The 25,827-nt window shown below is 69.0% G+C and carries 18 protein-coding genes and 1 tRNA gene; 10 read left to right on the top strand and 9 right to left on the bottom strand.

The features are described from left to right. Positions 1 to 1,064 precede the first annotated feature (1,064 nt). The 3 genes from T8T21_RS15450 to T8T21_RS15440 all read left to right on the top strand — a co-directional run bounded on the left by T8T21_RS15450 (position 1,065) and on the right by T8T21_RS15440 (position 9,988). Entirely contained in the window at positions 1,065 to 7,133 is a 6,069-nt protein-coding gene (locus tag T8T21_RS15450; protein WP_322336246.1) for a hypothetical protein, read from the top strand. After that, a complete protein-coding gene (locus T8T21_RS15445) occupies positions 7,130 to 9,202 on the top strand; it encodes a hypothetical protein (protein ID WP_322336245.1) in 2,073 nt (690 codons plus the stop codon). The genes T8T21_RS15450 and T8T21_RS15445 overlap by 4 nt, the downstream gene beginning before the upstream one ends. A 144-nt stretch (positions 9,203 to 9,346) precedes the next feature. Further along, on the top strand, positions 9,347 to 9,988 hold the full coding sequence (locus T8T21_RS15440) for a hypothetical protein (RefSeq protein ID WP_322336244.1): 642 nt from the start codon (positions 9,347 to 9,349) through the stop codon (positions 9,986 to 9,988). Positions 9,989 to 10,106: 118 nt separating this feature from the next. Here the strand turns inward: T8T21_RS15440 and T8T21_RS15435 are convergent, their stop codons facing one another. Then, positions 10,107 to 11,501, bottom strand: a complete 1,395-nt coding sequence (locus tag T8T21_RS15435) for an NAD(P)/FAD-dependent oxidoreductase (RefSeq protein ID WP_322336243.1) — start codon at positions 11,499 to 11,501, stop codon at positions 10,107 to 10,109. Here T8T21_RS15435 and T8T21_RS15430 point away from each other — a divergent pair. Next, positions 11,500 to 12,600, top strand: coding sequence for a LysR family transcriptional regulator (locus T8T21_RS15430; protein WP_322336242.1), 1,101 nt, complete (start codon positions 11,500 to 11,502; stop codon positions 12,598 to 12,600). The genes T8T21_RS15435 and T8T21_RS15430 overlap by 2 nt on opposite strands. A 157-nt stretch (positions 12,601 to 12,757) precedes the next feature. Continuing rightward, on the top strand, positions 12,758 to 13,714 hold the full coding sequence (gene speB / locus T8T21_RS15425) for an agmatinase (RefSeq protein WP_322336241.1): 957 nt from the start codon (positions 12,758 to 12,760) through the stop codon (positions 13,712 to 13,714). Positions 13,715 to 13,897: 183 nt separating this feature from the next. On the opposite strand, the gene T8T21_RS15420 is transcribed toward speB, so the two are convergent. Beyond that, the gene (locus T8T21_RS15420; protein WP_322336240.1) at positions 13,898 to 14,824 is read right to left on the bottom strand and encodes an MYG1 family protein; all 927 of its coding nucleotides are present in this window, start codon (positions 14,822 to 14,824) and stop codon (positions 13,898 to 13,900) included. Between the two features lie 153 nt (positions 14,825 to 14,977). Further along, the gene (locus T8T21_RS15415) at positions 14,978 to 15,289 is read right to left on the bottom strand and encodes an ETC complex I subunit (RefSeq protein ID WP_322336239.1); all 312 of its coding nucleotides are present in this window, start codon (positions 15,287 to 15,289) and stop codon (positions 14,978 to 14,980) included. A 130-nt stretch (positions 15,290 to 15,419) separates the two neighbouring features. Here T8T21_RS15415 and uvrB point away from each other — a divergent pair, with 130 nt between their 5' ends. After that, positions 15,420 to 17,633, top strand: coding sequence for an excinuclease ABC subunit UvrB (uvrB, locus tag T8T21_RS15410; RefSeq protein ID WP_322336238.1), 2,214 nt, complete (start codon positions 15,420 to 15,422; stop codon positions 17,631 to 17,633). Positions 17,634 to 17,637: 4 nt separating this feature from the next. Here uvrB and T8T21_RS15405 read toward each other — a convergent pair whose 3' ends face one another. Then, complete coding sequence (locus T8T21_RS15405) at positions 17,638 to 17,910, bottom strand: GlsB/YeaQ/YmgE family stress response membrane protein (RefSeq protein ID WP_322336237.1); 273 nt, start codon at positions 17,908 to 17,910, stop codon at positions 17,638 to 17,640. A gap of 63 nt (positions 17,911 to 17,973) precedes the next feature. Here T8T21_RS15405 and T8T21_RS15400 point away from each other — a divergent pair, with 63 nt between their 5' ends. The 3 genes from T8T21_RS15400 (at position 17,974) to T8T21_RS15390 (ending at position 19,301) form a co-directional block, all read left to right on the top strand. Then, positions 17,974 to 18,453 (top strand): YdcF family protein, encoded by a 480-nt coding sequence (locus T8T21_RS15400; protein ID WP_322336236.1) that lies wholly within the window; start codon positions 17,974 to 17,976, stop codon positions 18,451 to 18,453. 258 nt (positions 18,454 to 18,711) lie between these two features. Next, a complete protein-coding gene (locus tag T8T21_RS15395) occupies positions 18,712 to 19,176 on the top strand; it encodes a pyridoxamine 5-phosphate oxidase (RefSeq protein WP_322336235.1) in 465 nt (154 codons plus the stop codon). 49 nt (positions 19,177 to 19,225) lie between these two features. Beyond that, a tRNA-Ala gene (locus tag T8T21_RS15390) sits at positions 19,226 to 19,301 on the top strand. Between the two features lie 234 nt (positions 19,302 to 19,535). Here the strand turns inward: T8T21_RS15390 and T8T21_RS15385 are convergent. The 4 genes from T8T21_RS15385 to T8T21_RS15370 all read right to left on the bottom strand — a co-directional run bounded on the left by T8T21_RS15385 (position 19,536) and on the right by T8T21_RS15370 (position 23,156). Beyond that, positions 19,536 to 19,793: a hypothetical protein gene (locus T8T21_RS15385; RefSeq protein WP_183470977.1), complete on the bottom strand. Its 258-nt coding sequence runs from the start codon at positions 19,791 to 19,793 to the stop codon at positions 19,536 to 19,538. Between the two features lie 96 nt (positions 19,794 to 19,889). Then, a complete protein-coding gene (locus T8T21_RS15380; protein ID WP_246391126.1) occupies positions 19,890 to 20,216 on the bottom strand; it encodes an antifreeze protein in 327 nt (108 codons plus the stop codon). Between the two features lie 82 nt (positions 20,217 to 20,298). Continuing rightward, on the bottom strand, positions 20,299 to 22,575 hold the full coding sequence (locus tag T8T21_RS15375; RefSeq protein ID WP_322336234.1) for a glycosyl hydrolase family 28-related protein: 2,277 nt from the start codon (positions 22,573 to 22,575) through the stop codon (positions 20,299 to 20,301). 167 nt (positions 22,576 to 22,742) lie between these two features. After that, on the bottom strand, positions 22,743 to 23,156 hold the full coding sequence (locus T8T21_RS15370) for a DUF4864 domain-containing protein (protein ID WP_183470981.1): 414 nt from the start codon (positions 23,154 to 23,156) through the stop codon (positions 22,743 to 22,745). A gap of 138 nt (positions 23,157 to 23,294) precedes the next feature. Between T8T21_RS15370 and T8T21_RS15365 the strand changes: the two genes are divergently transcribed. Continuing rightward, positions 23,295 to 24,194 carry a CHAD domain-containing protein gene (locus tag T8T21_RS15365; protein ID WP_322336233.1) on the top strand — a complete coding sequence of 300 codons (900 nt, stop codon included), beginning with the start codon at positions 23,295 to 23,297 and terminating at the stop codon, positions 24,192 to 24,194. On the opposite strand, the gene T8T21_RS15360 is transcribed toward T8T21_RS15365, so the two are convergent. After that, a complete protein-coding gene (locus tag T8T21_RS15360) occupies positions 24,191 to 25,771 on the bottom strand; it encodes a lysine--tRNA ligase (protein ID WP_322336232.1) in 1,581 nt (526 codons plus the stop codon). The genes T8T21_RS15365 and T8T21_RS15360 overlap by 4 nt on opposite strands. Between the last annotated feature and the right edge of the window lie 56 nt (positions 25,772 to 25,827).

Below are 25,827 nucleotides of genomic sequence, written 5' to 3'. Positions count from 1 at the left end.
TTCTTTTCTGCTCGACCCGCTAATTCCGGCGCCTTCTAGCGGCTGGACAGCACATGCACCAGCGGTTGTGGCAGGGTTCGAAGCCCCTTGTTTAAAAGGAAGGCAATTGCCCAAATCCTATGCATGTCGTTGGGGCAAGCTGGCGCAGCCGAGAAGCGATGCGCGCCGCTTTCGTTTTCCCCGCCTCGGTGATGCCATGAAGCGGCCTTGTCGGCTTCCGGGCCGCCGACCCCTGTCGCGCCCGCGAGAGGCTGCCCCGACGTCGGGCTGGGTGCCTGCTCGTCCTCCACGCTGGCCGTTTGGCGCATATTGCCCTGTAGGTGCAGCTCCCCCTCAAGTTGCAGAACACAAAGGCACCGGCCGGGCTGGCAGACTTCCAGCCTTTCAGTCCGATGCCATCTCGAGCGCCGCGCTGAAGTTCGGCCGGATCAGGAACTTGCAGGCCGGCAGCAAAGCCAAACCGTTCCTGCTGCCCGATACCAAACTTGTGGCTCGGTACTTGGCACCCCTCAGGCCATCGACGCACCGACTTCGCCGGCAATCTGCGCTATTGCGCAGGAAAGGAGGCCGACGCGCCCTGTTTCCGAAAAGCCCGGGCACCTAACTCCCGGCGGCGATCCGGGCAGCTGCGGGAATCACCCTCCGGGGCCTGCCGTCACTGCCGCGCGAACGAAGGATAAAACCTGACTATCCTTAGCCGAACCCAAGGCAAATGTGGCAGTTCTGGGGCAATACTAAAGAATAGGAAGGTGCCTGTTATTGTGACGTCACGAAACGAGCAACGCTCATGTTTTTGGCTCCCCACTATCCTTGACCTCCCCTGACCGGGACGACCTTATCGGTTCATGGCTGCTGAAAGTGGTCCTCGGGAGCTCGACAGGGCTCCGCAACTCTCTCGCGCGGCGGGTCGATTTTTCGGCCTCCCGGCCTTCAGGACAGGCGGAAAGGTCCAGATGAGAATTCCCTCCCTCGAATAGGGGCAAAACGCGCCCCCTGCCGCCGCCCTCCCTTCACAGCTCCACGACCCTCACCCCCGGCGCGCGCGCCGCAGGAGACCTATTGCCATGGCCCAATCACATCGCCCCAATCGCCCCGCCATGGGCCGGACCCGCAAATCCTTCGGTATTGCCGCGATCCTTTTGGCCTTCTGGGTGCCCGGGGCGATGGCTCAGAAGGCGCAGATCGTCTCCGTGCCCTTTCCGGAGGGTTTCATCGGCGATGTCGGGACCAGCAAGAACAAGACCGACAACATCAAGAACTTCTCGACGCTCGACGTGGACGTCGCCTATTTCCGGCAGGTCTCGGACACGGGTATCTATACCGCGCAGGGCAACGACATCCCCGGCGTGATGCGGATCATCACCACGTCAGGCGAGGTGATCGACGTCGAAGGTGCGATCAACTGGCGCGAGACCGCCAAGGGCCAGCTGCACCATTTCGGCTTCATCCCCACCCCGGGCTCGCCCTCCTACACGCTGACCTATAGCGGCGGCAGTTACCTGCTGCGCTCGGAGACTGATACCGACAAAGGCAGCAACTATGGCCTGCGCACGGTCGGCTCGGACCTGGTCCACGCCGACGGCGACTCCGTCAGCGGCAACGCGGCGAACGGCCTGCTCGACGAGCTCAACGCCTATCTGCAGGAGGTCCGGGCCAACTCCGCCAAGATCACCGCTCCGGACAGCAGCACTGGCAACGTCTACGAGGCCACTCTGGCCGACAACGAGCAGGCACTGGGAACCTGGACCGCCGATCGTGACGTCGCATGGGCCATCGTCGGCGGCGCCGACGAGAGCAAGTTCTCGATCGACCGAGCGGGCGCCCTTCGCCTTCTTGCCTCACAGACCGCTGCCAGCCCGAACGACGCAAATGGCGACAGCACCTATGAAGTGGTGATCCAGGCCACCGACGCGCAGAACTACGCCAGCACCCAGACGATCTATGCCACCGTCGGCAGCACCGACACCACCGCTCCGGTGCTGACCGGCCCGGACAGCCAGCGCGGCGCCACCGCCACGGTCGCCGTCGCCGAGAACACCACCGCCGTCGGCACCTACGCCGCCGACGAGAGCGTCGACTGGACGCTGACCGGCGCCGACGCCGCGAAGTTCGCGATCGGCACCGACGGCACCCTCGCCTTCAAGGCCGCCCCGGATTTCGAGGCCAATGGCAGCGCCGCCGGCGACAACGCCTACAAGCTCACCGTGATCGGCACCGACGCCGCCGGCAACGAAAGCCGGCAGGACCTCACCGTCAACGTCAGCGATGTCGACGAGACCCCGGCCGACACCACCGCTCCGGTGCTGACCGGCCCGGATAGCCAGACCGGCGCCACCGCCACGGTCGCCGTCGCCGAGAACAGCACCGCCGTCGGCATCTACGCCGCCGACGAGAGCGTCAGCTGGACGCTCGACGGCGCCGACGCCGGAAAGTTCGCGATCGGCACCGACGGCCGCCTCGCCTTCCGCGACGCGCCGGACTTCGAGGCCAGGGCCAGCGCCGCCGGCGACAACGCCTACAAACTCACCGTGATCGGCACCGATGCCGCCGGCAACGGAAGCCGCCAGGACCTCACCGTCAATGTCGGCGATGTCGACGAGGCGGCCCCGGCCGACACCACCGCTCCGGTGCTGACCGGCCCGGACAGCCAGACCGGCGTCACCGCCACGGTCGCCATCGCCGAGAACACCACCGCCGTCGGCACCTATGCCGCCGACGAGAGCGTCAGCTGGACGCTGACCGGTGCCGACGCCGCGAAGTTCGCGATCGCCGCCGACGGCACCCTCGCCTTCCGCGACGCGCCGGACTTCGAGGCCAATGGCAGCGCGGCAGGCGACAACGCCTACAAGCTCACCGTGATCGGCACCGACGCCGCCGGCAACGAAAGCCCCCAGGACCTCACCGTCAACGTCGGTGATGTCGACGAGGCGGTCCCGGTCCTGACCGGCCCGGATAGCCAGACCGGCGCCACCGCCACGGTCGCCATCGCCGAGAACAGCACCGCCGTCGGCACCTATGCCGCCGACGAGAGCGTCGACTGGACGCTGACCGGCGCCGACGCCGCGAAGTTCGCGATCGGCACCGACGGCCGCCTTGCCTTCAAGGCCGCCCCGGATTTCGAGGCCAATGGCAGCGCCGCCGGCGACAACGCCTACAAGCTCACCGTGACCGGCACCGACGCCGCCGGCAACGAAAGCCCCCAGGACCTCACCGTCAACGTCGGTGATGTCGACGAGGCGGCTCCGGTGCTGACCGGCCCGGATAGCCAGACCGGCGCCACCGCCACGGTCGCCATCGCCGAGAACAGCACCGCCGTCGGCACCTATGCCGCCGACGAAAGCGTCAGCTGGACGCTGACCGGCGCCGACGCCGCCAAGTTCGCGATCGGCACCGACGGCAGCCTCGCCTTCAGGGCCGCGCCGGACTTCGAGGCCAAGGCCAGCGCCGCCGGCGACAACGCCTACCAGGTCACCGTGATCGGCACCGACGCGGCCGGCAACGCCGCCCGCCAGGAGCTCACCGTCAACGTCGGTGATGTCGACGAGACCCCGGCCGACACCACCGCTCCGGCCCTCACCGGCCCGGACAGCCAGACCGGCGCCACCGCCACGGTCGCCATCGCCGAGAACACCACCGCTGTCGGCACCTACGCCGCCGACGAGAGCGTCAGCTGGACGCTGACCGGCGCCGACGCCGCGAAGTTCGCGATCGCCGCCGACGGCAGCCTCGCCTTCAAGGCCGCGCCGGACTTCGAGGCCAATGGCAGCGCCGCCGGCGACAACGCCTACAAGCTCACCGTGACCGGCACCGACGCCGCCGGCAACGCCGCCCGCCAGGAGCTCACCGTCAATGTCAGCGATGTCGACGAGACCCCGGCCGACACCACCGCTCCGGCCCTCACCGGCCCGGACAGCCAGACCGGCGCCACCGCCACGGTCGCCATCGCCGAGAACAGCACCGCCGTCGGCACCTACGCCGCCGACGAGAGCGTCAGCTGGACGCTGACCGGCGCCGACGCCGCCAAGTTCGCGATCGGCACCGACGGCAGCCTCGCCTTCAGGGCCGCGCCGGACTTCGAGGCCAAGGCCAGCGCCGCCGGCGACAACGCCTACAAGCTCACCGTGACCGGCACCGACGCCGCCGGCAACGAAAGCCGCCAGGAGCTCACCGTCAACGTCGGTGATGTCGACGAGGCGGCCCCTGTGCTGACCGGCCCGAACAATCAGACCGGCGCCACCGCCACGGTTGCCATCGCCGAGAACACCACCGCCGTCGCCGCCTACACCGCCGACGAGAGCGTCAGCTGGACGCTGACCGGCGCCGACGCCGCCAAGTTCGCGATCGCCGCCGACGGCAGCCTCGCCTTCCGCGACGCGCCCGACTTCGAGGCCAAGGCCAGCGCCGCCCGCGACAACGCCTACAAGCTCACCGTGACCGGCACCGACGCCGCCGGCAACGCCGCCCGACAGGAGCTCACCGTCAACGTCAGCGATGTGCATGAGACGTTGGTTCTTGCGGCGGGCGGTCCGGTTTCGCTGCGCGCGGATGGGCGGGACGGCGCGAGCGGGCTTGACGGCCTGCTGCAGGCGGCGCGGATCGACGGGCGGGCCGCGCGGAGCGGTGAACTGCGCTTTACGATGCGCGACGGCGCAGCGACGGCGAATGGCCGTATCACGCTCGATGCACAGGGACGGGTCGCGGTGGCGGCCGGGACACCGGCAGGGCGCTACCCCCTGCCCTACCGCTTCTGCGAGGTGGCCGATCCCGACAACTGCATCGAGGGCACGGCCGAGATCGTGATCGCGGCAGCCCGGCTGACGCTCACCGACGACGCCCCCGCTGCACCGCTCCAGGGACGTGATGGCGGCAAGGTCGCGGCCGTTCTCGCCAATGACCGGATTGGTGGCGCCCCCGCCAAAGCAGAGGACCTTAAGCTGAGCCTGGTCGCCTCGCCGCTGAAGGGGCTGAGCCTCGACGCGGCCGGCGTGCTTCGCCTGGCGGCCGGGACGGCGGCCGGCGATTACGCGGTCACCTACCGCGCCTGCGAGGCGCTGAACCCCGGCAACTGCGCCCAGGCGGTGGTCCGCTTTGCCGTCGCAGCGGCCGAGGTCACCGCCGGCAGCGACGATTTCAGCGACCGGCCGATCTATGGCGTGTCGGGCGGGCGCAGCGTCTCGGTGATCGGCAATGACCGCCTCGGCGGCGCGCCGGTGGTTGCCTCCGACGCGGTGTTCTCGATCACCGACGACGCCGGCCTCCCCGGACTCGGCATCGACGCCGAGGGGCGGATCACCGTGCCGCGCTTTTCCGAGCCGGGGCTTTATGATGTCGGCTACGGCGTGTGCGAGGCCCTCAACCCGGCGAACTGCATCGAGGGACGGGCGCGGATCCGCATCGCGCCGATCGCCAGCGTCGCCGGAACGGTGTTCGACGATATCGACCATGATGGCCGCTTCGACCCCGGCCGGGATCGCGGCGTCGGCGCGGGCTACCGCGTGAGAGTGGTCGATGCCGAGGGTACCCCGCAGCCGATCTTCGATGCCGATGGGGAGGCGGTCGAGTTCGTCACCACCGATGCGGACGGCAGCTACAAGCTCTTCGTCGACTCCGGTTCGGGCTACCGCGTGGTGATGAACAACCCCGCGGGCGATCCGCTCGGCGGCTTCGGCATCGGCGATCTCGAACCGGGTGAGGCGCTCGAGCAGCAGAACCTGGCGATCGATCCCTCGGGCGTGATCTACGACTCGGTCACCCGGGCGCCGATTGCCGGTGTCACGGTGCGGCTGGTCGACACCGCCGGCGCACCGCTGCCGCGCCGCTGCCTCGTCGACCCGGCGCAGCAGGCGCAGGTCACCGGCGCGGACGGCTTCTACCGCTTCGACCTCGTGCCCGACGCGGCGCCGCAATGCCCGATCACCGAAACCGAGTACCGGATCACCATGGACCTGCCCGGCGGCTTTCATGCCGGCGCCTCGACGCGGATTTCCGCGGCCTCGGAGGCGCCTTTCGACGCCACCGCCTGTGCCGGCGACCCGATCCCGGGCGGCGATTGCGAGATCAGCGCCTCGGTCAACCCGCCGGCGGCGGGTGAGGCGGCACGCTATTTCATGAGCTTCCTGCTCGAGGCCGGCGATCCGAACGTGGTCAACAACCACATCGCCGTCGATGCCGCTCTGGGGGACCCGGCGCTCGACTTCGCGGCGCTGTCGGAAGAGGCCACGCGCGGCACGGCGCTGCCGTTCCGGATCGTGGCGCGTGAGGTCGAATACGACCGGATCGACGTCGAGGACCTGTTGCCGAAAGGCTTCGTCTACAGCGAGGGATCGGCACTGGTGAACGGCCGGGCGCAGGAGCCCAAGGTCGACGGGCGGCTGTTGCGCTTCGCCGGGCTGACCCCGGATGCCGATGGCGAGATCGAGATCACCCTCTCGATCGTCGCGGCGGGCGGGATCGGCGACGGCCGGCACGTCTCCATGGCGGTGCTGCGCGACCCCGATGACGGCACCGTACTGGCCCGCGCCAACGCCGCCCTCATCCTCGTGCCCGAACGGGTGTTTGACTGCGCCGATGTCGTGGGACGGGTGTTCGAGGATCGCGACGGCGACGGCCATGCCGATGCGGACGAGCCGGGCCTCGGCGGCATGGTGCTGCGCGCGCCGGGCGGCGAGACGGTGCTCACCGACGCGCATGGTCGTTTCTCGGTGCCCTGCGCGATGCTGCCCCGGGCCGGGATCGGTTCGAACATGCAGCTCAAGCTCGACGAGCGCGCCCTGCCCGAGGGCTGGATCCCCAGCACCCCGAACCCGCAGGTGACCCGGCTGACCCGGGGCAAGATGGCGCGGATGGATTTCGGCGTGCAGCCCGGCCGCAAGGCGGTGCTGCAGCTGACCGACGCCGCCTTCGGAGCCGACGGCCAGCTGCGCCCCGAATGGCAGGACGGCATGCGCGAGCTGATCGCCGCGCTGGCCGAGGGGCCGACCCGGCTCGGGCTGGTCTATCTCGACCCGGCCCGGACCGAGATCGCCCGCGCCCGCCTCGACGCCATCTCCGACGCCATCTCGCGTCACCACGCCAGCGGCGCGAGCCGCCAGCCGCTGGTCCTCGAAACCCTAATCCGTGGAGACGCCCGGTGACCCGCAACAACTTTCTCGCCGCCACCGCGCTCGGAGTCACCCTCGCCGTCAGCGGCCAGTCGCTGGCTGCCCGCGCCGATGGATCCGCCTTCGTCATCGAGGGGCTGCCGGCCGTGCCCGGCGCGGTGGCCGAGGCTACCGCCCCCGACGCCTTCGCCTTCGAGATCCGCGCCCCTGGCCGTCCCTCGGCCCGCCCCGCGCCGCGGCCTGTGGCACTCGATCCTGAGGCGTCGTCCCCTGCCCTCGTCGAGGCTGCGTCCCTCCCCGTGCCGGAGCCCGTCGCCCCGGCCGGGCCGCGGCTCGCTGGTTTGGGCGCGGTGGCGCCCGAGGCGCAGGCGGCGCGGCCGCTCTGGACCCGGACCGGCATGCTCGACCTGACCTTCGGGCGCGATCTCGACGAGGGCACCGGCTGGAGCGAAGGCCGGGCCGCCTTCTTTGCCCAGGGACCGGTCGGCGATGGCTGGACGCTGACCGCCTCGGCCGACAGCGGCGGGCGGCCGCTCGACGAGTTGCTCGACGGGCTGACCGGCACCGAGCGGCGCGACGCGCTGGCCCGGCTGCGCGCCGCACCGGGTGCGCCCGATTTCGGCGATGGCAGCGCGCTGCTGCATCCCGGCGGCCGCGACGGCCGGCTGTTCGCCCGGATCGCCCGCGACGACAGCCACCTGACCTTCGGCCAGTCCCGCGTCAGCCTCGCCGATGGCGATCTGATCCGGGCCGAGCGCAGCATCTATGGGTTGAGCGGCCGCCATGCGACCGAGACCGGTAGCGTCGAGGGTTTCGCCTCGCGCGAGGACGCGCTGCCCGAGACCGACCTGTTCGACGCCACCGGTGGCGCTTCCTATCGCCTCGCACATCGAGACGTGCTGCCCGGCACCGTGCAGCTCAGCGTCGAGCGGCGCGACGAGACCGGCCGGCTGATCGAGCGGCGGCAGCTGGTTGAAGGTCTCGACTACAGCGTCAACCATGCCCAGGGGCACGTGCTGCTCGGGCGGCCGCTGATGGGCCAGGTCGGCCGCGCGCTGTTCTCGGACGAAAGCGACGAGATCACCCTGCGCGCCGATTACGCCCGCCCGGCCGACGGCATTGACGATCTCTCGACCGGGCTGCGGGCGCGCCAGGAGATCGGCGGCGGGCTGAGCCTCGGGGCGACCGCGCTCGACGAGGAGACCGGCGACGCGCGGATGCGCGTGGCCGGGGTCGACGCCACGCTCGAGGCGGCACCGGGTCTGCGCCTCACGGCCGAGCTGGCGCGCTCGGAAGGATCGGGCCGCGCCTTCAACCGCTCCTCCGATGGCGGGCTGAGCTTTTCGACGGAGGCGTCTGGCGCGCCGGGCACCGAAGCCACCGCTTGGTCGCTCGGCGCCGAGGCCGATCTCGCCCCGCTGGCCGGGACCGAGGGCACGGCCAGCGCCTGGGTCGAGCGGCGTGAAGCCGGCTTCGCAGGAACCGGCGCCGCCGAGCCCGAAACGCTCACCCGTGCCGGGGCGGAGGTCGAGGTCGCGGTGACGGAGGCCACGCGGCTCGGCTTCGGCGCCGAGAGCGTCGAGCGCGGCACAGAGCGCCGCCGCGAACTGCGGCTCGATCTGGCGCAGCGCATCGATCCGGCCACCGAACTGCGCGTCGGCCTCGAACGCGAGACGCTGTCGGGCGGCGGCCAAAATGGCACGCGCAGCGACGCCGCGCTGCGGGTTGAGCGCCGCGTGGGCGGGGCGACCGCCCATCTCTTCGCCGAGGGAACGCTGGCGGCCGAGGGGGATCTCGACCGCTATCACCGCTACGGGGCGGGCCTGTCGGGCGCGCTCACCGACCGGCTCAGCGCCGAGGCGGAGCTGGGCTTCGGGAGCGCCGGCACCGGGCTCGAGGCCGGGCTGAGCTATGCTCGCGACGACGGGGAGGTCTATCTGCGCCATCGCATCGTCGGCGATGCGACCGACGATATCGCGGGCCACGGGCTGGTGCTGGGCCAGCGTCGCGACATAGGCGACGACTGGTCGATCTTTGCCGAGCAGGACCTGCTGCTCGGCGGGGCCGGCGACGGCCACGGTCAGAGCTACGGGCTGACCTAGGCGCCGGACGGGTTCAGCCTCGATCTCGCCGCCACCATCGACGCCGAGACCGAGGGCGGCACCCGCCGCACGCTGAGCTTCGGCGCCGCGGTCGAGCGCCCGCAAGGGGCGGCGCGTGCCCGGATCGAGCTGCACGAAATCGACGTGCCCGGCGAGAACGGCGACGGCGTGCTGATCGCGGCGCGCAGTCGGCAGCTGACCGACGATCTCGGCGGCACGCTGCGCGTCCGAGTGGAATACGCGCATGAGCGTCGTGTCGGCCAGGCCGACGGCGAATATGCCGAGGCCGGGCTGTCCTACGCGCTACGGCCGGTCATGGATGATGATCTCATCATGGTCCTGTCGTATGACATGCGCGCCGATCTCGATCACGGCGCGGTCGGCGCCGCCGACAGCGGCACGCCGCTGCAGCGCAGCCATGTCGTCTCGGCCGATCTCGACTACCGGCTCGGCCCCGACCTTTCGGTCGGCGCGAAATACGGCGTCCGGCTGGGTGAGATGGCGACCGACCAGGCGCAGCCGGACTGGCAGGATTCCACGGCGCATGTCTTCGTCCTGCGCGGCGAGTGGAGCTTTGCCGAGAACTGGGACCTGCTGCTGGAGTACCGCGCGCTCTACCAGCCTGAAACCGAGGCCCTCGATCACGGCGTGCTCGCGGCGCCCTATTACCGGATCAGCGACAACGCCCGGATCGGCGCGGGCTACGATTTCGGCAGCTTCTCGAGCGATCTGACCGATTTCGACCACAGCCGCGGCGTGTTCGTGAACGCCATCTGGAGCTTCTGATGAACCCGCCCACCCCCGCCGTCGCGGGGGTGGGCATCTGCATGAGCGACGGTCCGCGAATGGTGGGCCGTCGCAACAGGGCCTGTAATCAGGTCGACGTCCCGCCTGCGTTTCCTCTTCAGCTCAACGGAAAACCGAGCCGCGTGACGAGATCGATCCAGCGGCGCCGCCATCCGCCCTTGCGGTCGACGGTGTCGAGCGCGTGCAGGGTCAGGCGGGCGCCGAGGTAGCGGAAGGGTTCGGGCGGGATCGGGGCCGGCATCGTGCGCGCGAATTCGAGGTCGAGATCCGGATCCTCGCGCCCGTCGAGCCTGGCCAGCCCAATCCGTGCCCCGAACCGGCTCGCCGAGACGCCGAAACCCGAATAGCCGCCCGCATACAGGCCCTTGCCGCCGTAATAGCTCTGGAAATGCACCGCCATGCGGGTGGTCAGCGCGATCGGCCCGCTCCATGCATGGGTGAAGCGAATGTCGTCGAGCGGCGGAAACGTCGTGAAGAACGCCTCTGCCAGCCCCTCATAGGGGGCGGGCCCGCGATCCGGTCGGGGGTCGCGCGGCGCGTTCATGTAATAGCCGAGCCGCCCGCCGAACAGGATCCGGTTGTCGCGCGTCAGCCGCATGTAGTTGAGCTGCGTGCGGGTGTCGTAGACCCCTTGCCGGTTGCCCCAGCCAATGCGCGACATCTGCTCGGGCGAAAGCGGTTCGGTCATCAGGATCCGGTCGCGCAGCATCGCGACCCGCGACCGGATCCGGGGATGACCGGCGGCGAAGGCATTGGTCGCGAAGAGCACGTGCCGCGCCTCGATCACGCCCTCCCCCGCCTGCAGGCGCAGCCTCGCGCCGAGATCCTCGACCCGGCCCATCGGGCTGTGCTCGTAGATCTGTACGCCCAGCGCGCGCGCCGCGCGCTTGAGCCCCCAGGCCAGCTTGGCGGGGTGGACCGTGCCGCTGTCGCGCTTGCTCCAGAGCCCGCCCGAGAAGATCGGCGATCGCAGATGCCCCCTGAGTGCGGTTTCGTCGAGCAACTCCACCTCGTGGCCATGCGCCCTGTGGAGTCCATATTCCTCCCGCAACACCGGCAGCCCCTCGGGCCCGACGGCGACCGTCAACTCGCCATTCCATTCCTGGTCGCAGTCGATTCCATGCTCCGCGATGGTGCGCCGAAAGCCGGCCATGTTGTCGCGACCCAAGACCTCGAGCCGATCGAGGTCGCGAGGGAAGATTCGCTTGGCGTTGCCGAGCCCATGCATCACCGAGGTCGAGACGATGGCGCCCGGCCGCCCCGACGCGCCATGCGCGATCCGCTCGGCCTCGATCAGCACCACCTCGCGCTTCGGATCGGCTTCCTTGGCGAGGATCGCGGCCCATAGCCCGGTGAAGCCACCGCCGACGATCGCCAGATCGCAGTCCAGCTTGCCCGAAAGCGGCGCCTCGGCGGCCGGCGCATCGGGACTGTCGAGCCAGTAGGGAAAAAAGGTCGCGTCCTTCAGCGCGGCGGTCACGGGGGCAGTCATGGCGCAGGTCTTTCGGCAGGTGGGCGTGTCGGCATCGACCGTGGAGGGTGCGGTGACGGTCATGGAGGGCTCGCGCAACGTTTCGCTCCGCACGCCAGTCATGGCAATTCGTCGGCCAGCCTACAGGCCGTGTTCGCGCATAAAATCCCGCATTGCCATCGCATACATTTGGTCACACCAATGCAACATGCAGGTATCGGGCGCCGACATTCATCTTCTCCGCGTGTTCGACAGCGTCGTGCGCAACAACGGCTTCAGCGCGGCGCAGGCGGAGCTTGGCGTCAGCCAACCGACGATCTCCAACCACATCACGGCGCTTGAAGAACGCCTCGGCGTGAAGCTCTGCCAGCGTGGGCGACGGGGCTTCCGGCTCACCGAGAAGGGCGAGACGGTCCATCGGCTCGCACAGGATCTGCTGGGCACGCTCGAAGACATGTCGGGTCGGCTCTCCGCGCTCAAGGGCAGCCTGACGGGCGAGGTGCGGATTGCGATCGTCGACTGCATCGCCACGGACCCGCAGTTCAAGCTGCCACAAGCGATCGGAGATCTGGCCAGGATGGCTCCGACGGCGAAGTTCAACATCCTCGTCGAGCAGCCGCAGAACATCCTGCGCGGGTTGGCGGATGGCAGCTTCCATATCGGCATCGGTGCCTTCGACAACCGCCTGACCGGGCTGTCCTACAGGGCCCTCTACCAGGAAACCAACAGCCTCTATTGCGGCGAAGGCCATCCGCTCTTCGCGCGTCCCGAACCAGAGATCGATCAGCCGAGGCTCGATCGTTACCCTTGGGTCCATCGAGGATACTGGAACAGGCGGCGCAAGAAGACGCAGAAGCTGAACGACACCGACCAGGTCGTGGGCGAGATCGAGGCGCAGCTTCTTCTGGTGCTGAGCGGCAGCTATCTCGGCCTGCTGCCGGATCACGCGGCACGCTCCTACCTGGAGGCGGGTCGCCTGCGCCGCTTTGGGAACTGCGAAGACAACTTCACCTGCAGCATGGAGCTGGTGACCAGAAGCGACCCCCAGCCTCATCTCGTGAAGACCCTGTGCGACGCCCTCCTTGACCTCAGCCGAGGAGGCAGCGTCGCCGCGACCTAGCCTGCCATGTAGGCAAAAGGGGCGAGGCGCGGTCCACTGGGAGGGCGTCGGAAGATTGCATTGAGGAAGCTCAATGTTCCCTTTCCGCGGAGAGTATTCTTCGTCTCCCGCACCGCGCCTAGGTTGAGGCTGACCTTGTCCCAGACGCGATGCCCGCATGCCCCAGGATCCCCGCCCCCGATACAACCAACCGCTCGGCGGCAACGAGATGCCGCGCTTCGGTGGTCCGGCGACGATGATGCGCCTGCCACAGCAAGAGAGCGCGGAAGGGCTCGACGCCTGCTTCGTCGGCATTCCCATGGATATCGGCACCTCGAACCGCCCCGGCACCCGGCTCGGCCCGCGCCAGATCCGCGACGAAAGCCGGATGCTGCGCCCCTACAACATGGCCACCGGCGCCGCGCCCTTCGACCATCTGCAGGTCGCGGATATCGGCGACGTGGCGATCAATACCTTCGACCTGAAGAAGAGCTGCGACATCATCACCGCGACCTACGTAGAGATCCTGTCGCACGGCGCGATCCCGTTGACGCTGGGCGGAGATCACACGCTGAGCTGGCCGGTGCTGCGCGCGGTGGCCGCGCGCCATGGACCTGTCGCGCTGATCCATGTCGACGCCCATGCCGACACCAACGAGGCGATGTTCGGCGAAGAGATCGCCCATGGCACCCCCTTTCGACGCGCGGTCGAGGACGGCCTTCTGCGCTGTGACAAGGTGTTCCAGATTGGCTTGCGGGGCACGGGCTATGCACCCGAGGATTTCGATTGGGGCCGCGACAGGGGATTCACGGTCATCCCGGCGGAAGCGTGCTGGCACAAATCGCTCGCGCCGGTGATGGCCGATATCCGCGCGGCGATCGGCGACGCGCCGGTCTACCTGTCCTTCGACATCGACAGCCTCGATCCTGCCTTCGCGCCGGGCACTGGCACGGTCGAGATGGGCGGGCTGACCACGATCCAAGCGCTTGAGATCGTGCGCGGCTGCAAGGGGCTGAACCTCGTGGGCTGCGACCTTGTCGAGGTCTCGCCCCCCTACGACCCGTCAGGCAATACCGCGATGATCGCCGCCAACCTGCTCTACGAGATGCTCTGCGTCCTCCCCGGCCAACCCTGAGGGCCGAGAGAGAAACGCGCCCTTTCTGACGCAGCGATTCATAGCTGCCATTGCCAGGCAGAGCGCGCGGATCGCCTAATGGCCGATCGCGACAATCGGTCCGGCCTGAAGGCTGCGCAATGCAACGTCTGCCCTATACGCATCGCAGACGTTGCAGCATGATCCGTTGCCTTGCGTTTCGGCCTAATTCGCCGTCGCCTCCGCCACCGCCAGTTCCGCCATCGCCATGATCGCCTCGCGGCTGGAAGCCACGGCGATGAACCGGCCATTGTGGCAGAACTTCGCGCCCTTCACGCCCGACACCGCTTCCAGCGCCTCGTCCGTCAGACCTGCCCAGGCGGCAGGAAGGTCGGCGCGGGTTTCAAAAGTGTCGTCGCCGGTGCGGATCGTGGTTAGGGCCCAGTCCGAGCCGCGCGGATGAACGACGAAGAGCAGGTGATCGGCGCCCGCCGCTTCGACACCAGCGCGGAACGGCATGCCCATGGGCAGTTCGAGGATGCGCCCCTCGCCTGCCGCCTCGATCGCCGACAGCACCATTGCCTCGGCGCGGTATTTCGCGGCCGAGCGGCGGATGCGGGCCTCGACGAAGGCGCGCGCGACCGGCACGGCGGCGGCGAAGGCGCGATCATCGGCGCCCTCCTCGCGGTCGTCAAAGGCGGGCTTCAGGCTTTCGAGCAGCACCGGCAGCGTCAGCCCCGAAAACAGCGGCCCCGCGGCGGAGGCGTCCACCGCGCCATTGTCGAGCAGGTCGACGGGCAGCACGAAGCCGCGGTCGAAGGAGGCGTGAATCTTCTCGACGTCATGCTCGGGGACATCCAGCGCCCGCAGGTAGTCGCGCCCATACTGCGCCCAGATCAGGCCGAAGGAGCTGTAGGGCTGGCCATCCTCGCGCAGCGGGTTGGGCTTCTGGTGATGATCGAAGATCCGCGCCTCGGCATCGAACTGACCGCCCACGTCGTAGATGATCCGCCCCTCGCCGGGGGTGATCCACGCCTTGTCGCGGCTGCGCACCAGTTCGGCGTCGGGAAACAGCCGGGTCAGGATGACCGAGGACAGGAGTTCGTCGGCGTGAAAGCCGCCCGAATGGGTGACGAGATGGGTGATGGTCATTGCTGATCCCTGAAACGAAACGGGCGGCCGCCAGGCCGCCCTTGCTAGAAGTCCATGGTATCCGATCCGGTCGGACGCTCGATCTAGTGGCGCCCGGCCTCGTCGCCGGATCTTGACCGCGAAACCGCCTCAACTTGAGTCGGATTTACAAGATCAGTGCGTCCAGGCCCCGCGCCGGGTGGTCGAGAAGTTCTCGCCATAGCCGCCGGGACGGATGTTGTGCTTGCGCACATGCGGCTCCTGCACGATCGCGTCGAGCCCGTGCTTCTCGGCATAGGCCACCGCCGCGTCGCGGCTGTCGAAATACATTCTCACCTGGCTCTGGGTGTCGGTGGAGCTGGTCCAGCCCATCAGCGGGTCGATCTCGCGCTTCGAGGCGGGCGCGTATTCGAGGACCCAGGCCTCGGTCTTGGCGGTGCCCGACTGGGTGGCTGCCCTGCTGGGTCTGTAGATCCGTGCGCGCATCTTTGGTCCCTTCTGATCTTGCGGCGTTATCGGCAAAACGGCGGCGCCATGCAAGCGGGCAAAGACGCCGCACCCCTCTTGCACAGGAACGAAAAGAGGCCAGATTGGTTCGGTCCCGAGGAGTCCGCCGATGCACAACAACTCGCCCGAACAGATGCCGATCCTGCACGCGCCCGCCCCGGAGGTGAAACGGCGCGAAAAGCTCGAGGGCGGCAAGCGGTTCCGCATGCAGACCGAGTTCAAGGCCGCCGGCGACCAGCCCACCGCGATCGAGGAGCTCGCGGGCGGCGTGCGCGCCGGCGAGCGGGACCAGGTGCTGCTCGGCGCCACCGGCACCGGCAAGACCTTCACCATGGCCAAGATCATCGAGGAGACGCAGCGCCCGGCGATCATCCTCGCCCCGAACAAGACGCTGGCAGCCCAGCTCTACGGCGAGTTCAAGGGGTTCTTTCCGGACAACGCGGTCGAGTATTTCGTCTCCTACTACGATTACTACCAGCCCGAGGCCTACGTGCCGCGTTCGGATACCTTCATCGAGAAGGAAAGCCAGATCAACGAACAGATCGACCGGATGCGCCACTCCGCCACCCGCGCGCTGCTTGAACGCGACGACGTGATCATCGTGGCATCGGTGTCGTGCATCTACGGCATCGGCAGCGTCGAGACCTACGGCGCGATGACGGTCGACCTGCACAAGGGCAAGAATTACGAGCAGCGCGCGGTGATGGCCGATCTGGTGGCGCAGCAATACCGCCGCAACGACGCGGCCTTCGCGCGCGGCGCCTTCCGGGTGCGCGGCGACAGCCTCGAAGTCTGGCCCGCCCACCTCGAGGATCGGGCCTGGCGGCTGTCCTTCTTCGGCGACGAGCTGGAGAGCATCACCGAGTTCGATCCGCTCACCGGCTCCAAGACCGACGAGTTCGACCGCATCCGGATCTACGCCAACAGCCACTACGTCACGCCGCGCCCGACCATGGCGCAGGCGATCAAGGGCATCAAGGCGGAGCTCAAGACCCGGCTCGACCAGCTGCAGGGCGAGGGCAAGCTCCTGGAGGCGCAGCGGCTCGAGCAGCGCACCCATTTCGACCTCGAGATGCTCGAGGCTACCGGCGTGTGCAACGGCATCGAGAACTACTCGCGCTACCTGACCGGCCGCGCGCCCGGTGAGCCGCCCCCCACCCTGTTCGAGTTCATCCCCGACAACGCCATCGTCTTCGCCGACGAGAGCCACGTCTCGGTGCCGCAGATCGGCGGCATGTATCGCGGCGACTACCGGCGCAAGTTCACGCTGGCCGAGCATGGCTTCCGCCTGCCCTCCTGCATGGACAACCGCCCGCTCAAGTTCGAGGAGTGGGACGCGATGCGCCCACAGTCGATCTTCGTCTCGGCCACGCCCTCGGCGTGGGAGCTGGAACAGGCGGGCGGCGTCTTCACCGAGCAGGTGATCCGCCCCACCGGCCTGCTCGACCCGATGATCGAGATCCGGCCGGTCAAGACGCAGGTCGACGACCTGCTCGACGAGATCCGCAAGGTGACGGCGCGCGGCTACCGGACGCTGTGCACCACGCTGACCAAGCGCATGGCCGAGGACCTGACCGAGTACCTGCACGAGCAGGGCATCAAGGTGCGCTACATGCATTCCGACATCGACACGATCGAGCGGATCGAGATCCTGCGCGACCTGCGGCTTGGCGCCTTCGACGTGCTGATCGGGATCAACCTGCTGCGCGAGGGGCTCGACATCCCCGAATGCGGTCTGGTGGCGATCCTCGACGCCGACAAGGAGGGCTTCCTGCGGTCCGAGACCTCGCTCATCCAGACCATCGGGCGGGCCGCGCGCAACGCCGACGGCCGGGTCATCATGTATGCCGACCGGATCACCGGCTCCATGGAGCGGGCGATGGCCGAGACCGAGCGCCGCCGCGAGAAGCAGATCGCCTATAACGAGGAGCACGGCATTACCCCGGCGACCGTCAAGAAGAACGTCGAGGACATCCTCGCCGGTCTCTACAAGGGCGATGTCGACATGAACCGGGTCACCGCCAAGGTCGACAAGCCGATGGCCGGCGCGAACCTGCAGGCGGTGCTCGACGGGCTCAAGACCGACATGCGCAAGGCCGCCGAGAACCTCGAATTCGAGGAAGCGGCGCGGCTGCGCGACGAGATCAAGCGGCTCGAGACGGTCGATCTGATGGTGTCGGACGACCCCATGGCACGGCAGCAGGCGATCGCCCAGGCCTCCGACGCGGCGAGCCGGTCGCAGGGCCGCTCCACCGCCGGTCGGCCCGGTCAGCGTGGTGGCAACGTGCAGCGCACCAAGAACCGCAAGCCGCGCGCCTCTTGAGCGGCTACTTGGCGATCGCGCGGATCAGGGCCAGCACCAGCGCCGCGCCGATCAGCGCGACGATCACCACCAGAAGCAGGCCGCCGGCGGCCAGCAGCGTCACGCCCAGTGCCGCGAGCAGAAACGGCGTCGCCATTGCCGCCAGCGCGCCGACGATCATGTACAGCGCCCGCCTGCGCCCCCCGGTCAGCAGGCTGGCCACCCAGCCCACGGCCAGCCCCACCAGGGCGAGGATCACCAGTGCCGCGATGCCGATGCCGTTCAGAAGCTCTTCCATGCGCCGTCTCCATGTTGCCTGTCACAGCCTAGCGCGCCGACGCGGCGCGGAAAGTGCGCCGCGATGACGGGCCGCCACGATGCCGCGCTGATCCTCGGCGCCGCGGTCTGGGAAAGCGGCCCCTCGCCGACCCTGCGGCGCCGCACCCTGCATGGCGCGGCGCTCTACCATGCCGGACAGGTGGCGCATCTGGTGCCCAGCGGCGGCCTCGGCAAACATCCCCCCTGCGAGGGCGAGGCGATGCGGCAATTGCTGCTCGAAGCCGGGGTGCCCGATCATGCGATCCATCCCGAGACCACCTCGCGCAACACGCTCGAGAACATCGAGCTGGCGCTGCCGATCCTGAAGCGGATCGGGGCCGAGCGGGTGGTGATCGTCACCGACGCCCCGCACCTGCCGCGGGCCTTGCTGGTGGCCCGGCGGCTCGGCCTGAAGGCCCGCGGATCGGCCCCGCGCGGGGGGCAGAAGCGCTCGGCGCAGCTGCGGCTGGCGCTGCGCGAGGTCCCCGCCTATGCCGCCTATCTATGGCGGCTGCGCCGTTGACCCGTCTCCACCTCCCTTGCGCCAAGCTTCGCTGGCGGGAGGAAGCGAGGGAAATACCGCCGGGACCCCAGCCAATCGCGCGAGCGATGTCCACGCGAAACGCAGCGGCTTGGTCGTCCGGCAGGTCCGCGAGGGCTGGAGCTGCGGGTCGGCGTCACGCGCTTGCTGACGGGTGATCGCGGCACCGGCATCATGGCCGAGACAAGGTGGCGCCTGTGAGCGCTTGATCGCGCCGCCCCCGCGCGTCAGGCTGTTGCCATGACCGACCCGATCCGCCCCACCGATGACGGCGCCCGCCGGCAGGCCCGGCGCCTGCGCGACGCAGCCCGGCACGGCGTGCTGGGCGTGCTCGACCCCGCCACCGGGCGGCCGCAGCTCAGCCGCGTCGCGCTGCTTCCGACGCGGTCTGCCGACCTGCTGATGCTGGTCTCCACCCTGTCGCGCCACTGGACAGCGCTCGAGGCCGATCCACGCTGCGCGCTGATGCTCGACGAGACGACCTCCGGCGACCCGATGGCCGCCCCGCGCCTCAGCCTCGACGCCCGCGCCCTGCCCGCCGACAAGGCGGCGGCACAGCAGGATTGGCTCGCCGCGCATCCCGGCGCGGAGATCTACTACCACTTCGCGGATTTCCGACTCCTGCACCTCGAGGTCGAAGGCGGCTTCCTCGTCGGCGGGTTTGGCCGGGCCTTCCGACTGACCCGCGCCGACCTCGAAAACTGATCCGACCGGCTTGACACCGCCAGCCGGACAGGCCAGATACGCGACCAGTGGGGTCGTAGCTCAGTTGGGAGAGCGCGTCGTTCGCAATGACGAGGTCAGGGGTTCGATCCCCCTCGACTCCACCAGATCTCCCCCTTTTTCTGAATATCGCCGTGACTGCCCGAGATCGGGCAAGCGCCAGTCCGTGACCGCGAACCCTGTGCAGGGTCGGGGCGAATTGGCATGTCCGATGCCGCTCCCTTGTCCGCCTTGCCGGCTATCAAAACGCGCCAAGCCATCTGGGGACCGGACCGTGCGCCGCACAAGGAAACGGCCCGTCCGGGGGACGGGCCGCCATGCATGGTCAGACAAGTTTTCGACTACACCGGGACACTCGATCGGGCGCCGTCCTTGCCGCCCTCGGCCAGGCTCTTCGCCGCCTGCGCCGCGAAGTCGACGCCCTTGCCGCTGGCCTCGGTCATGTCGCGGGCGGCCTCGCCCACTTCCTCGGCCTGCTCCTGCAGGGCCTGCGGGAGAAAGGCCCGCATCATCGACATCTGCGTGTCGAGGGCCGACATCCACATCCGGGTACTGGTCTGCCACATCTGCAGGGGCAGCTCGAAAAACGGGTTCTGCATCACGTGCACCTTGGTTGGGGGCTGGGTCGCCGCATAAAACCCACTCCCCCATGGCCCCGTTCCGGCGCGCTCGGCGGGCCGGCGGAAACCGGCCGCTTAGCGCGGAAGGGTCAGAAAGTTCGGCCCGCGCCGCGCCAGCCGCTTGTTGTTGGAGGCGGTGCGGCGCTGCAGCGGCAGCATCGTCGCCAGCGCGACCTGGTCGGGCCTCTTGCCGGACCACAGCGCGCGGTTGCCCGCCACCATCGCCTCGGCGAAGGCCGGGACCTTCTCGTCGACCATGCGGTTGTTCTCGCCGCCGGTGACCGACCAGAGGCCCGCCATGCCCATCAGCCGATAGGCCATCACGGCCTGGGTCTCGGCCATCAGGGTCCAGAAGGTCATCGAAGTGCGCACCAATTCGGCCGGGGTCGCCATCTTGCTCATCTTCCGCTCCGAGAAAACGCCCGCGGATCGCGGGCTGACACCAGACGACGCGCAGCCCCCCGCCGCGGTTCCCGGCCCACCCTCATTCCGGGCGGTCCATGCGCACGCTGCATCGCATTCGCCCGCTCACCGGCGTGTCGAACACGATCCGGAAGCTGCGCCTGTCGCCGCCATATTCCGTGTCGAGCCAAGGCTGTTCGTAGACCGCATCGCCTCTCGCGTCGGCCAGCCGCCCCTCAGGCAGCGCCGCCTCGACCACCCGCGCCCGGCCGAGGAACGGCAGATGCGGCGCGGTCGGTACCACCCAGACCCTTTCGGGGGAGCTGCGCTCGGCGGTGAGGCTTGCGGGGTTGCGTACCGGCTGGTTGATGCCGTGAAAGGCGTTGCCGGTGAAGGTGATGTCGCGCATCCGCCCGTAATCGAGATCGGCGAAGCTGGTGTCGACCCGCTCCACCCGGTCGACATAGCCGTTGAAGGTGCGGAACACGTTGCCGGTCACGTGCAGCCCGTGGATGAAATGCCCCGGCCCGCGCGGCTTGACCACGATCCAGTTGAACCAGCGCGCCACGTCGGTCGCGATGAATATGTTGCCCGACACGGTCAGCCCGCCGAAGCTGAACTGCTGGCCGAGGCTAGGGCTCTCGTCGTGCTCGTTGCTCCACTCGATGAAGTTGTTGTCGATGTAGTTGCCGACGATCAGCGTCGCCGGGTTCGGCCGGGTGAGGATGATCCCGCCCTTGCGGACCCCGTCCGAGAGCGAGTCGCCGTGGAACCAGTGGTTGTTCGCGATCAGGTTGCCGGTGCCGGCCAGCACGCAGAAATGCTCGAACAGCACGATCCGGCTGTCGCGGATCTTCACGTCGTTGGCGTTGGCGTTGAAGCACAGCGTCTTCCGCTGCTCCACCGGGAGGCCCTGCTCGTTTGACAGGAACTGGCAGCGGTCGATCATCATCCCTTGGCAGCCGCCGCCATGCGAGGTCAGGCCGCGGTCGCGCGGCTTGGTCACGAAGCAGTCGCGCAGGTGAAAGGTCAGCCCGGCGGGCGGCAGGATGATGCCTGAGGCCACGCCGTTGCACTGGAACTCGATGTCGTCGAAAACGAACTGGCTGAGATCCTTGAAGCCCGAGAAGTCGATCAGGTAGCGAAACCGCGTGAAGGTGAATTCCTGCACCCCCTCGGCGTCGAAGAGCGGCTGGCTCAACGTGATCCGCCGATTGCCGATATCGACCGCCTTCACATAGACCTCGCGCCCCACCCCGTTGCCGGTGACGAGGCTGCCCGGCGCGATGGCCGAGACATTGGCCACGTTGTCGAGCCGGGTCGGGTTGGCCGGCGCATAGCTGGCTTGGGCGCGGACGACTGCGGGCGTCCAGGCTGCGCCGTCGATCGGCTGGAACTGCCCGTTCCGGATCACCCGGCGGGTGGCGAAGGTTTCCCGGTCGGGCACGGCGGCGGCCATGTCGAAGGGCTTCGACAGGCCGATGCGCCGCCCTTCGAGGTCGAGGGAATCGTGGTCCGAGAAGCTCAGCAGCGCCTGAAAGGCCTTGGCGAAGGCCAGCTCCTCATTGCCGAGCGCGTCGAGATAGGCCCCGAAGCGGAAATCGCGCTGCAGGATCAGCTTGGTCGCGCCGACGGGCTCCACCGTCCCGACGAAGCGCACATGGCTGCGGATGGTCACGTTGGAGGCCAGCCGGTAGCGCCCCTCGGGCACCAGCACGGTCCGGCCCGCCGCCGCGTCATCGGCCGCCTCGAAGGCCGCCGCGTCGTCACCGGTGCCGTCGCCCCGCGCGCCGTAGTCGCGGACATCGACCAGCCCGGCCAGATCGGCGGCGAACAGATGGCTGACATCCTCGATCACCAGATCGTCGATCCGCACCACCCCACCCGACGGCCCGGTCAGGTCGACGCCCAGATGGCCGCGATCGGCGCCGGTCCAGACCAGATCGACGCCCGGCAACCCGCCCGGCCCGATGATCGCCGACAGCTCCACCACCGCGCCATAGGCGGTGAGCGGTACCTCCGGCCCGGCGGTGACGATCCCGCCCAGCGCCCCACCGCCCGGTCGCCCGGCCCAACCGGCCACCCGCACCGAGGGCAACGCCCCGGCCAGCGCCTTCACCCGCGCCGTGACCCGCAGGTAGAGCCCCGGCAGGATCGGCGTTTCGCCCATGTAGCGCAGCTTCTGCACGGCGGCGGTCTTGAGGATTTCCAGCGCGCCGCCGAAATCCTGATCGGCCGGCACGAAGACCCCCGCGCCGGACTGCGCGTAGGTGTCCGATCCGGGCGTGCCGTCGCCGCTCGACCAGACCTCCAGCCCGGCGGAATACGGCGTCGGCATCAAGGCGTCGGTGATCGGCATGGCAGGCCCCCTGTCGCTGGGGCGGAGCGGCGGCGACGCGGCCCCCCTGCCCGCCGCTCCTCCGCTCCGCCCGGTCCGGGCCCGGGAGCCGCGGCCCCCGGACGGAGGGCAGGTATAGCCACAGGAAATGAAGAAGCCGCGGCCGCACCGTGCGGCCGCAACGGCGATCAGACGCCGAATTCCGGCCCGGCGAGCAGCATCACCCCGTCGATGCGCCAACCCTCGGCGGTCTCGATCATCCGGTAGTCGAGCAAGTGCGGCACGCCGCGCCCGTCGCGGATTAGCACCCTCTGGAACCAGACGCCCTCGCGCTCCTCAAGGTCGAGAAAGCGGGCGCTGTCGTTGTCCCAGACCATCGGGTAGCCCTGCTTGACCATCCGGCCGAACGTATCGGCGTTGCCGAACTGGTTCTGGATCGTGTCGCTGGCATGGTCATAGGCGCCTTCGACATCGCGCGCCGTGAAATCGCCGAGCTGGTCTTCGATCACCGACCTGATCGCATCCTGGGCCCCGCCCTGCTGCGCCAATGCCGCGCCAGCCACCACAAGCGCGAGCACCAGCCCCACCAACTTCGTCCGCATGATCCGTCCCATCTCGTTCTCGTCCCGCGCGTCGCGCTCGAGGCGCGGAGCAGGTCATTCCCCCTCGCACCCCAACCGGCGCGAGCAGGAACCAGCTGAAAAGACAGGCGTTTGGTTCCATCACGTATTGGAGAGATCATGGGTTTCCGCATCGCGCCCGAGGATGGCTCGCTCAAGACCGGCCTGCGGCGGGTGCTGGCGGAGCGTGGCGCGCGCGCGGCCGGGCACGCGGCGGAGGCCGACATGGAGGAGGCGATCCACGCGCTGCGCAAGGACACCAAGAAAGCGCGCGCGCTGCTGCGGCTGATGCGCCCCGGCCTCTCGGCCTTTACGGCAGAGAACCGCGCTCTGCGCGACGCCGCGCGGGCGCTGTCGGGGCATCGCGACGCGCAGGCGCGGCTCGACAGCTTCGACAAGTTGACGACCCATTACGCCAACGAGATCGACCGCCGCGCCTATGCCGGGCTGCGCGCGGCGCTCACCCGCGAGGCCCGCGCCGCTCAGAATGGCGGCGAAGCCGAACTCGCGGCCCTGCGTGCCGCGCTGGAGCAGATGGGCGAACGGGCCGGGCATTGGCGGATCGAAGGGAAAGGGCGCGTGCTGCTCCACGAGGGGCTGGAGCGGTCGCTGGCCCGCGCCGCGCGCGCGCTCGCGGCGGCCGAAAAGGCCCCCGATGCGGCGAGGCTGCACGAGCTGCGCAAGCGCGCCAAGGATCACCGCGCCCATATGAAGCTGTTGCGCCCGGCGTGGCCGGCGCTGATCGGCGCGCGCGAAAAGCAGGCGAAACGGCTGGGCGACCTGATCGGCGATCACCACGATCTCGACGCGCTCTGCGCCCATCTCGCCGCGCGGGAACTCCCCCGCGACGAGACCGCACGCGCCGCGTTGACGGCGCTGGCCGCCCGGCGGCAGGCCGATCTCGCCGCCGAGGCGCTGCCGGTGGCGCGCCGGCTGTTCGGCGCGCCGCCCGGGGAGACCGCCGCGCGCCTCGTCGCGCTGTGGCGGCTGTGGCGGCGTGAAACCGCCGGGGCGCGTTAGCCCGCCAACTCGCCCGCGAGCGCCCGGTCGATCAGCGCGACCGTGTTCTCGACGCCGTACAGCGCGATGAAACCGCCGAAGCGCGGCCCTTCGGAGGCACCCAGCAGGATCTCGTAGAGTGCCTTGAACCAGTCGCGCATCGGCTCGAACTGCCGCTCGCGACCGACCGCGAAGACCTCGGATTGCAGCCCGTCGGCATCCGCCCCGCCCTGCCACGCGGCAAGCCGCGCGCGCAGATCCTCGAGCGCGGCGCGCTCCTCTTCGGTCGGCGCGCGGTAGGTCTTGGTCGGCTTCACGCGGTCTTCGTAGTAGCGGATCGCGAAGCCCGCCGCCGCGTCGAGCCCCGGATGCGTCTCGGGCGCGGCCTCGGGCGCGTAGCGCCGGATGAAGCCCCACAGCGTGTCCTTGTCCTCGGCACCCGACACCGAGACGAGGTTCAAGAGCATCTGGAACGGCACCACCATGTCCGAGGCGGGCACGTCGCCCTGGTGGATGTGGTGCACCGGGTTCGCCAGCTGCGCCTTGAGGTCCTGGCCCGGATAGGCGCGCAGCTGCTGGTGATACTCGTCGACCATCTTGGGGATGACGTCGAAATGCATCCGCTTTGCGGTCTTGGGCTTGAGATACATGAAGTAGCTTAGGCTATCGGTCGAGGCGTAGCTCAGCCACTCGTCCATGGTCAGGCCGTTGCCCTTGGACTTGGAGATCTTCTGGCCCTGATCGTCGAGGAACAGCTCGTAGGTGAAGTGGTGCGGCGCGCGGCCGCCCAGCACCTTGCAGATGCCGTCATAGATCGGCGTGTTGGTCGAGTGGTCCTTGCCATACATCTCGAAATCGACGCCGAGCGCGGCCCAGCGGGCGCCGAAATCGGGCTTCCACTGCAGCTTCACGTTGCCGCCGGTGACCGGCAGGGTCCATTCGCGCCCGTCCTCGTCATCGAAGGTGACGGTGTGCTCCTTGGCGTCGACATGCTTCATCGGCACGTAGAGCACGCGGCCGGTCTCCGGGTGGATCGGCAGGAAGCACGAATAGGTCTCGCGCCGCTCGTCGCGCAAGGATTTCAGCATGATCGCCATGATGTCGTCATAGCGCTCGGCGGCCAGGCGCAGCGTGTCGTCGAACTTGCCCGCCCGGTAGAACTCGGTCGCCGAGACGAACTCGTACTCGAAGCCGAAGGTGTCAAGGAACCGGCGCAGCATGGCGTTGTTGTGCCCGCCGAAGCTGTCATGCGTGCCGAAGGGATCGGGTACGGAGGTCAGCGGCCGCTGCAGGTTCTCGTGCATCATCTCCTGTTGGGGCACGTTCTCGGGCACCTTGCGCATGCCGTCGAGATCGTCCGAGAAGCAGACCAGCCGCGTCGGGATGTCCGAGATCGCCTCGAAGGCGCGGCGGATCATCGTGGTGCGCAGCACCTCGCCGAAGGTGCCGATATGCGGCAGACCCGACGGCCCGTAGCCGGTCTCGAACAGGACATACCCCTTCTCGGGGTCCTTGCCGTTCAGACGTTTGAGCAGCGCGCGCGCCTCTTCGAAGGGCCAGGCCTTGCTCTGCATCGCTGCGTCGCGCAGTTCGGACATCGTGTCACCTCTTGGGAATGATCCCGGCTCTCCTATTGCGGGGGGGTCACGGCGTC

Origin of the sequence: Limimaricola variabilis, assembly GCF_034371605.1 — a bacterium.
Classification (GTDB): domain Bacteria; phylum Pseudomonadota; class Alphaproteobacteria; order Rhodobacterales; family Rhodobacteraceae; genus Limimaricola; species Limimaricola variabilis.
This window is presented reverse-complemented; position numbering and strand designations above follow the sequence as displayed.

Excerpts from the sequence above, each read along its gene's own strand:
- T8T21_RS15450 (WP_322336246.1), top strand. The coding sequence starts at position 1,065 with ATGGCCCAATCACATCGCCCCAATCGCCCCGCCATGGGCCGGACCCGC.
- T8T21_RS15430 (WP_322336242.1), top strand. The coding sequence starts at position 11,500 with ATGGCGCAGGTCTTTCGGCAGGTGGGCGTGTCGGCATCGACCGTGGAG.
- T8T21_RS15435 (WP_322336243.1), bottom strand. The coding sequence starts at position 11,501 with ATGACTGCCCCCGTGACCGCCGCGCTGAAGGACGCGACCTTTTTTCCC.
- speB (WP_322336241.1), top strand. The coding sequence starts at position 12,758 with ATGCCCCAGGATCCCCGCCCCCGATACAACCAACCGCTCGGCGGCAAC.
- T8T21_RS15420 (WP_322336240.1), bottom strand. The coding sequence starts at position 14,824 with ATGACCATCACCCATCTCGTCACCCATTCGGGCGGCTTTCACGCCGAC.
- T8T21_RS15415 (WP_322336239.1), bottom strand. The coding sequence starts at position 15,289 with ATGCGCGCACGGATCTACAGACCCAGCAGGGCAGCCACCCAGTCGGGC.
- uvrB (WP_322336238.1), top strand. The coding sequence starts at position 15,420 with ATGCACAACAACTCGCCCGAACAGATGCCGATCCTGCACGCGCCCGCC.
- T8T21_RS15405 (WP_322336237.1), bottom strand. The coding sequence starts at position 17,910 with ATGGAAGAGCTTCTGAACGGCATCGGCATCGCGGCACTGGTGATCCTC.
- T8T21_RS15400 (WP_322336236.1), top strand. The coding sequence starts at position 17,974 with ATGACGGGCCGCCACGATGCCGCGCTGATCCTCGGCGCCGCGGTCTGG.
- T8T21_RS15395 (WP_322336235.1), top strand. The coding sequence starts at position 18,712 with ATGACCGACCCGATCCGCCCCACCGATGACGGCGCCCGCCGGCAGGCC.
- T8T21_RS15385 (WP_183470977.1), bottom strand. The coding sequence starts at position 19,793 with ATGCAGAACCCGTTTTTCGAGCTGCCCCTGCAGATGTGGCAGACCAGT.
- T8T21_RS15380 (WP_246391126.1), bottom strand. The coding sequence starts at position 20,216 with ATGAGCAAGATGGCGACCCCGGCCGAATTGGTGCGCACTTCGATGACC.
- T8T21_RS15375 (WP_322336234.1), bottom strand. The coding sequence starts at position 22,575 with ATGCCGATCACCGACGCCTTGATGCCGACGCCGTATTCCGCCGGGCTG.
- T8T21_RS15370 (WP_183470981.1), bottom strand. The coding sequence starts at position 23,156 with ATGCGGACGAAGTTGGTGGGGCTGGTGCTCGCGCTTGTGGTGGCTGGC.
- T8T21_RS15365 (WP_322336233.1), top strand. The coding sequence starts at position 23,295 with ATGGGTTTCCGCATCGCGCCCGAGGATGGCTCGCTCAAGACCGGCCTG.
- T8T21_RS15360 (WP_322336232.1), bottom strand. The coding sequence starts at position 25,771 with ATGTCCGAACTGCGCGACGCAGCGATGCAGAGCAAGGCCTGGCCCTTC.